This is a genomic window from Terrihabitans rhizophilus, from assembly GCF_033898525.1.
In the GTDB taxonomy this organism is placed as follows: Bacteria; Pseudomonadota; Alphaproteobacteria; order Rhizobiales; family Methylopilaceae; genus Flaviflagellibacter; species Flaviflagellibacter rhizophilus.
This window is the reverse complement of the sequence record NZ_JAXAFJ010000008.1, coordinates 163,473-171,030: the sequence shown is the minus strand read 5'-3', so window position 1 is coordinate 171,030 and position 7,558 is coordinate 163,473. Positions and strand designations below refer to the sequence as shown.

The 7,558-nt window shown below is 63.9% G+C and carries 7 protein-coding genes and 1 pseudogene; 1 reads left to right on the top strand and 7 read right to left on the bottom strand.

The annotated features are described in order from the left end of the window. From SCD90_RS13365 to SCD90_RS13350, 4 genes and pseudogenes are all read right to left on the bottom strand, one after another. Positions 1–266 (bottom strand): annotated as a pseudogene (locus tag SCD90_RS13365) (hypothetical protein); the annotation flags it as partial. Positions 267–965: 699 nt separating this feature from the next. Beyond that, positions 966–2,108, bottom strand: a complete 1,143-nt coding sequence (locus SCD90_RS13360; protein ID WP_319845185.1) for a beta family protein — start codon at positions 2,106–2,108, stop codon at positions 966–968. Positions 2,109–2,122: 14 nt separating this feature from the next. After that, positions 2,123–3,415 (bottom strand): XRE family transcriptional regulator, encoded by a 1,293-nt coding sequence (locus SCD90_RS13355; protein ID WP_319845184.1) that lies wholly within the window; start codon positions 3,413–3,415, stop codon positions 2,123–2,125. 41 nt (positions 3,416–3,456) lie between these two features. Beyond that, entirely contained in the window at positions 3,457–4,251 is a 795-nt protein-coding gene (locus tag SCD90_RS13350; protein WP_319845183.1) for a metallophosphoesterase family protein, read from the bottom strand. A gap of 265 nt (positions 4,252–4,516) precedes the next feature. On the opposite strand from SCD90_RS13350, the gene SCD90_RS13345 reads away from it, so the two are divergent. Then, the gene (locus SCD90_RS13345; RefSeq protein ID WP_319845182.1) at positions 4,517–5,254 is read left to right on the top strand and encodes an SGNH/GDSL hydrolase family protein; all 738 of its coding nucleotides are present in this window, start codon (positions 4,517–4,519) and stop codon (positions 5,252–5,254) included. On the opposite strand, the gene SCD90_RS13340 is transcribed toward SCD90_RS13345, so the two are convergent. The 3 genes from SCD90_RS13340 to SCD90_RS13330 form a co-directional block, all read right to left on the bottom strand. Beyond that, positions 5,251–6,000: a nucleotidyltransferase gene (locus SCD90_RS13340; protein ID WP_319845181.1), complete on the bottom strand. Its 750-nt coding sequence runs from the start codon at positions 5,998–6,000 to the stop codon at positions 5,251–5,253. The two genes, SCD90_RS13345 and SCD90_RS13340, sit on opposite strands and share 4 nt — an antisense overlap. Before the next feature lie 63 nt (positions 6,001–6,063). Then, a complete protein-coding gene (locus SCD90_RS13335; RefSeq protein ID WP_319845180.1) occupies positions 6,064–6,822 on the bottom strand; it encodes an amino acid ABC transporter ATP-binding protein in 759 nt (252 codons plus the stop codon). Continuing rightward, positions 6,819–7,499: an amino acid ABC transporter permease gene (locus SCD90_RS13330; RefSeq protein WP_319845179.1), complete on the bottom strand. Its 681-nt coding sequence runs from the start codon at positions 7,497–7,499 to the stop codon at positions 6,819–6,821. Before SCD90_RS13330 ends, SCD90_RS13335 begins: the two co-directional genes overlap by 4 nt. Positions 7,500–7,558 lie beyond the last annotated feature (59 nt).

The window sequence follows — 7,558 nt, the reverse complement described above, 5'->3', positions numbered from 1 at the left end:
CGCGGCTGCCCGGCCGCCTCCCGCGCATCGGCCAGCAGCGCCGCGTCCAACACCTCGCCGAGGTTCGCGCCCGCGCCGATGCCGAGCCGCAATTCCGCATCGCCCGCCACATGGCGGACGGCCAGCCCGTCCCATTCCGCCGCCACCAGCACGCCGTGCGGCTGGATGGCTCCCGGAATGTGGATGGGCTCGCGATCACAGGCCGAGAGATCGACGCTGTCCGCACCCGAGGAGCGCTCGACGAGCGGCTGGGCCGGATATGGCACCTGCTGGTTGATGAACGCACACTCCGATTCGTGAGGGGCAGTGAGATCATGCGCGCGAGGCCCGAACAATGGTGCGCGTGTCACACTGTACTGTGAATCGTGTCCGTTTTTCGGTCTCGGTGCAGTAGGGTACACGCCCCGCCTCCCCGCCCCTCATCATCGGGTGGGGTCCGGCAATGACGGAGCACCTTGGCTGCGGCTTCCCGCACGTGGAGGAAGCGCCTGCGCCGAAAGCCCGCCGGTGGAGGGTTGGTTGGGCCGGGCACTTTGCCCATCGACCCTGTCCGCATGGAGCTCCCCGGAGGGAGCGCGGGACGCCGGGAGACCTGCCGCTCCCACGGCTGCGCTGGCATAAGGAAAAAACCAGCACGGGTAGTGACCGCAGATGCGCCGATCCCTCGGCGTCCCGCGCGCGGTGTGTTTGGCTTGCTGTGCCGGGCCCCCAGAGGATTAACTTGCTACCCTCTGCTGTAGCCCACCGGCTGCTCTGGGGCCTTGGCAAACCCCGTACGAACAGCCGCCAAGTGGGCCGAGACGGACGTACTCGCCGCCAGGAACCGACACCTTGGGCCTCCGCATCTACCGGGTCCGTTACACCCCGCCGATGCGGCCACCGCACCCTTCCCCACGATCAGGCCGGTCCGGACCGCCCCTCCTCGGAAAAGAGTGGGTGGAGACTGGCATAAAATAGGAATATTGTCAAGATCGCGCAATGAACAGGTCGGATTGAATTTGCGTGGTACGCGTCGTCAAAGCGCGGATCTCATACCCGCGCAGGGAGCCTATGTCTGAAACGACCCGCGCAAGATGGTGTCCCATGTTAATCTTGCGCCATATGGATGCGTTTCCGGGGCCATGATGGCCCTGCGCGACGTCCCAAAGCTCCCGATCCGCGCGGCTGAAATCTTGGCCGGCAAAAGAACCTGAGTCGATGATTTCGCGAGCGAGACGCGGCATGGCTTCCGCGATCGTTTCACCGGTTTTCCCGCGAACTACCAAGAAGTCCTCAGGTGTACTGTACCTGTAGTGCCTTATAGCTGGAGCCGAGTGCTTTTTGAAGTTAAACTTTGCTGAGTCGGCTCCAAAGTCACCAAAGATCAAATTCTGGCGAAGTATTGGATCTTCACCTACTGCGGCTTTCCACATCGTCCACTCATGTCGAGGTGTTCTCGACGTTGATCCCTGAGCAGCCGGGTTCCTCTCCGGGTAATTGGTAGCCTCAACTACAACCCTCTCCCACAGTCCGACTTCCATTATAGACTGATAGTTGTCAGCCACCCACTCGCCTACGGTAAGCGGATCATCCAAGTCAGCACCAGCGAGGTCTAGTATCAATATGCAGTTTTGGGGTTTCAGGCCGATCTTGAGCAGAATTCGGTGGAGACGCGTTGTAAGCCCAGGATCACCCAATGCTCGCAATGTAACCCTGAGCGCAAGCCCATGAGCAAGATTCTGGATCACCGTCGAAGCCGCGCCCGACATCGGGCCTTCAAGGTCCTCTAACGAGAAGGTAGGTAATGCATTTACGTGAGCGTAGGCTGTTGCCTGGAACAGTTCGAGTAGCCCCGCACAGGTTTGTTCCACATCATCAAAGCGGACAAAACGCGGATCAACAATGCAAGGTCGAAGCGGCCAATGCTTTCCGACCCTTCGAGCGTTCTCTTGGATGATCTCCGCCTTCGTGAGCAACCGACCTTTCTCAGGATCACGCTCCTTTGTCGAAGGAAGAACGAAGTGCGGTAGAACGCGCTGCGCTACCGGGGCGTCTAGTTCCGTGACGGCGAGGTACTCACCGAGCTTCAGCCTGAGAACCGGCACATAGGATTGGAGATCCACGATCATCAAACACGCCTTTTCTAGAGGAATTGTCTACGAACCGCCCCTGCGCCAACCTCTTTTGTAAAAAGTTTATAGTTTCTTCTATCGTGCCTAATTTTCCCAAACACGATAGCCGGATGAACTCCGATCTGCTTAGCAAAATCGATTATAGTGTCGCGATCCTTGCTGATGCGCGCAGGCGAAATGCGCCACCGCTCTGGAGGGACTAACAGCGAACCAGCGAATTCGTTGGCTTCTTGCTCAAGCTCATCTGTCAACCCAGCCTCTAAATCGTCGAAGAAGCCAGCTGCCAAACCTGAACTTGAATGCAAGAACACATGCGCTAGCTCATGGAACAGAGTAAACCAAAAGTAGTCAAGCCGATCATGACGTAGCGTCATAGCGATTACCGGATGAGTGCGCAGCATGATCGCTGCGCCATCCAACCGCGTACCTGCCACATGAGGCTCAACCAAGAATACAATGCCATGATCCTGAAGGATTTGAGATACAGTCTTCAAACCGTCCTGATTAGCACTGGACCGAGCAAGCTCAACCAACCACGAAATTTCTAAGGGATCAAAATCCGGCAAGTTTTTACTTGAAGATTTCAAGCGGTCCTCGGCCAGATCAACTATCCGAGCCCGCCAAGCAGAAAGAGACAGGTCGTTCGTGATGTCTAGTGGATTGAGCCCCGTCCTCAGCAGCGCTGGGCTAGCTAGCAAGCGTTCCGGACGTTTGATATAGGCAAAGAGTGCAGCGCCTCCATCATCATCGTCGGGAACAGAGATCCAGTTGTTGTCCTTTGCGTGCGCGAGTGTTCTCGACATGTCTGACTTCGATATCGGAACCTTCTCAGCCCCAACGTCCCGACTCCAAAGAAAGCTTTCGGACCTTATGGTCGCTGTAAACTCGACCCCCAGTGCATTTGCTACTTTCCTGTAGTTTGACAGGCTAATTGAGCGATAACGCTCCGCCTCGTACCGCTGGATTTGCTGCTCCTTCAGCCCAAGGCGGTCGGCAAGTTCTGCCTGCGACAGCCCTCTGCTGATGCGCGCGAAGACCAGCATTATGCCCGGATCACGGCGAAATCTATCAAGGGACTCATCGAGAACACCCGCCTTCAACTTTTCGTAGAGTCGAAGCGCGGCTGCGGCCTTCTGCTCCAGCGTATCTACTGCTTTCCTGTGGCGTTCGATGACTTGAGGAGAAACTCCTGCGGCGGCAGCGTCGATTGCCGCTCGACCCGACGAGACCTCCTTGGCCCGCACGACGAACGCACGACCTCGCGCGGCTTCTCGTTCGTTCAGAATGAGTTGATCAGCGAACATGCCCCAAAGGTGACACAACAAATTTGTTGTGTCCAGCCGTCTCACACCTCAATCACCGCATAAGGCCGCCCGCCCTCCTTCGTAATGCCCGCCGCCACGTTGAACACCGGGATGCCCTTGGGCGTCTCGCCGCGATGGGCTCCCCGATGAGCGTGGCCGTGGACCACGGCTGAGACGCCGTCGAAGCGGTCGATGACCTCGGCCAGGCGCGAGGAGCCGAGATAGGGGTAGATCTGCTCCGGCTCTCCCACCACGGTGGCCTCGATGGGGGCGTAGTGCAGGACGACGAGCTTGCGCTCCGTGCGCAGCGAGCGCAGCGCGATTTCGAGGTGCATGCATTCCTGCTGCACCTCGGCCACGAAGGCCTTTGTCGCCGCCTCGCCGAACGCGCCGAGCATGTGGCGCCCGAAGCCGCCGCCGAAGCCCTTCACGCCCGCAAAGCCCACGCCCTTGTGGATGTGCGCGTTCTCGCCCAGGAAGCAGACGCCGGCCTGGCGCAGGATGCGCTTCACCTCCTCCGGCTGTCCGCATTCATGATCATGGTTTCCCAGCACGGCGACGATGGGCGCCTTGCAGTGCCGCAGGTCCTCCGCGAGGATTTCGGCCTCGCGGGTCTTGCCGAAATCCGTGAGGTCTCCGGCCAGCACCAGCACGTCGGCAGTGTCGGAGATCTCGGTGAAGAGGTCGCGGTAGGGGTTCGACGCCGTCTCGTGGACATGCACATCGCCGATGGCCGCGACGCGCACCGTGCCGGCCTCGCGCTGGGCGGCCGGCTCGTGCGCCGTGTCGCCGGCGGCGGCGGGGTTCAGTTCGATGACGGTGGCGTCTTCCTGCATGTTCGGCTCCCGGTGCGGTTTCCTCCTGCGGGGAATGTGCGGGGGCGCGGTGGGGTTCCCCCGGCGTGGCTTGTGGGGGGCGGCTGGGTGGGGAGGCCGATCCTTCGACGGGCTCAGGATGAGGTCTTTGGAGGTGGCTGGTCCGTTTGGCATCCCCTCCGCCTCATGCTGAGCCTGTCGAAGCCATGCTCGCGGGTGGGGGCTCGTGCTTCGACAGGCCCGGGATTGGGCTGTACGGTTCGCACGGCTGGAGATGGTGCGGCGGATGACGATGCTGGGACGCGGGCTGCTGGTGCTGGCCGGGCTGTGGGCGCTGACGGGCGTGGGGCCGGCGGCTGCCGAGGAGGCGCGGCGCGTGCTGCTGATCGGCAACAGCCGCACCTTCTACAACGACATGCCGGCGATGCTGCCCGAACTGGCGCGGTCCGCCGGCGACACCGCGCCGCTGGAGGTGGTGGTGGAGGCCCGCTCCGGCGCGCGCTTCGCCACGCATCTGCGCAACCCGGAGGTGGAGACGCTGCTGGCGCAGCGCTGGACGCTGGTGGTGCTACAGCCGCACAGCGCGGCCTTCAGCGACGAGGCGGCGGAGGCGGAATTCCTGGCCGACGGGCGCGTGCTGGCGGGCAAGGCGGCGGCCGGCGGATCGCCCGTCGCCGTGGTGGCGAACTGGCCCTATGCGCCGGAGCATTACGAGACGCGGGCGCCCGGCGCGCGGCAGGCGCACATCGCCCGCATCCAGGCCGTGACGCGGCGGCTGGCGGACGAGCTGGCCGCGCGGGTGATCGATATCGGCACGGACTGGGAGCGGGTGCGCGCGGCGGCACCGGGCCTCTCGCTCTACAGCGACACCAACCACCCCTCGCCGGCCGGCAGCTATCTGTTCGCGCTGGCGATCTATGCCGCCATACCCGGCGCGCGGCCGGGCGGGGTCACCTATGCGCCGCCGGGGATCGATGCCGCCGACGCCGCGCGGCTGCGGGCTCTGGCGGCGGCGACGCACTAGCCGACGAGGTCGGCGAAGCCCCATTCCGTGATGTCGATGAGGTAGTCCGGCGGCGAGAACAGGCGCCCGCGGCAGACCGGCGTCTTGCTCTCCGGAATGGCGCGCTGGTTCTGCAGGCGCTCCAGCAGCTCGTCGAACAGCCAGTCCGGCACGCAATGGCGCTGCGTGGGATAGACGAAACGGAAATTGAGGAGGTGGATGAACAGCACCTCCCAGTATTGCTCCATGTAGCCGAGCAGGCGCCGCCAATCGATGGCCGCGTGCTGCTTGAGGATGACATGGGCGATGTCCGCGCCGTCATAGCGCTCGCGGTTCTGGACAAAGACCTTGGAGTAGACGAGCTCGGTGGGCGCGACGAGCTGCACCTCCGTGCCGTAGATCTTGCTGGTGTGCTTCTCCGCGAACCATGAATCCGTGATGGGCGTGGCGGCGGTGCGGGAATTGAAGATGACGTCGAAGGTTTCGCGGCCCTTCTTGACCTTGGCGATCCAGCGCTCGTCCTCCACCACCGTCTTGTGGCCGAGCTCCTGGAAGTAGCGCAGGATGCGGGGGTAGTCGCCCGCCCGGCAGAACACGTCGAGGTCCTTGGTGGGGCGGCGGATGCCGGTGTAGCTGGAGACGGCGTAGGTGCCCGAGACCAGGAACGGCACGCCCAGCTGCTTCAGGTGCACCAGGCTCTCGGCATAGAACGCCTCCGAGCGCGGCGGCACCGGCATGCTGGACGGCTCGACATGGCTGGACGTCATTTCCTCGCGGCCTTTCGTCTTGGGCCTGTGCAGGCCGGTGGGACGTGAACCCTGCGAGGAGGGTCAAGGTTCCGGCGTGGCACCCGTCAGCGTTGCGATGAACCGCGCGGTGCGGGCCTGCTCCGGCTGGCCGAACAGGCGCTCCGGCGGCCCCTGCTCCACGATCTGCCCGGCTTCGAGGAACACGACCTCGCCGGCCATGCGGCGCGCGAGGCGCAGATCGTGCGTGGCCATCAGCATCGTGGTGCCTTCGCGAGCGAGGCCGGCCAGCACCTCCACCACCTCCTCCGCCAGTTCCGGATCGAGCGCCGAGGTGGGCTCGTCGCACAGCAGCACGCTGGGCGACGGCGCCAGCGCGCGGGCGATGGCGACGCGCTGCTGCTGCCCCCCGGAGAGCGTGGCCGGCCAGGCATCGGCCTTCCCGGAGAGGCCGACCTTGTCCAGCAGGTCCATGGCGCGGGCGCGGGCCTTGTCCTTCGGCCAGCCGAGCACGGTGCGCAGCCCCTCCTCCACGTTCTCCACCGCCGTCTGGTGCGGGAACAGCTGGAAATTCTGGAACACCATGCCGGTGCGGCGACGCAGGCGCAGCACATCGGCACGCGAGGGCTTTCGGTCCGGGCTAAAGGCGATGCGGCTGTCTCCGATCTCGACCGTGCCGGAGGTCGGGATCTCGAGCAGGTTGACGCAGCGCAGCAGCGTGCTCTTGCCGCCGCCGGAGGGGCCGATCAGCGCCGTGACCGTGCCCTCGGCCAGCGTGAGGTCCACGCCCTTGAGGATCGTCGCCTCGCCGAAGCGCTTCACGATCTGCTGCAGGCGGATCATGCGCGGGCTCCCATGAAGCCGCCATAGCGGTTGAGGCGCGTCTCCAGCCGGTCCTGCGCGAAGGACAGGATGGTGCTGAGCACGAGGTAGATGAGCGCCGCCTGCACGTAGAGGATCAGCGGTTCGTACGTGACGGCGACGATGCGCTGGGCGGACTGGAACAGCTCCGGCACGGTGATGGCGGCGGCGAGCGAGGTGTCCTTCACCAGCGAGATGAAGCTGTTGGACAGCGGTGGCACCGCTGTGCGCAGGGCCTGGGGCAGCACCGTGCGGCGCATGGCCTGCGTCCACGTCATGCCGATGGAATAGGCCGCCTCCCACTGCCCCTTCGGCACGGAGGCGACCACGGCGCGGATGATCTCGGAGGTGTAGGCGCCGACATTCAGCGTGAAGCCGATCAGCGCCGCGACGAAGGCGTCAAGCGTGATGCCGGCGCTGGGAAGGCCGTAGAAGATGAGAAACAGCTGCACGAGAAGCGGCGTGCCTCGGAAGATCCAGACGTAGAACCAAGCGACAGCCGCGAAGGGCCGCGGGGCGAACAGCCTGACCAGAGCGGTGCCAAGGCCCAGGACGAGCCCGAGCGCAAAGGACAGCAGCGCCAGGGGGACGGTGAAGCTCAACGTCGCCCAGAGCAGCGTCGGCAGCGACGACGTCATCAGTTCAAGCCAATGCGCCACGCCGCCGCCCTTGATCCCTGCGAGTTGATGATGGCCAGCGCGAAGCCGGCCACACCTCT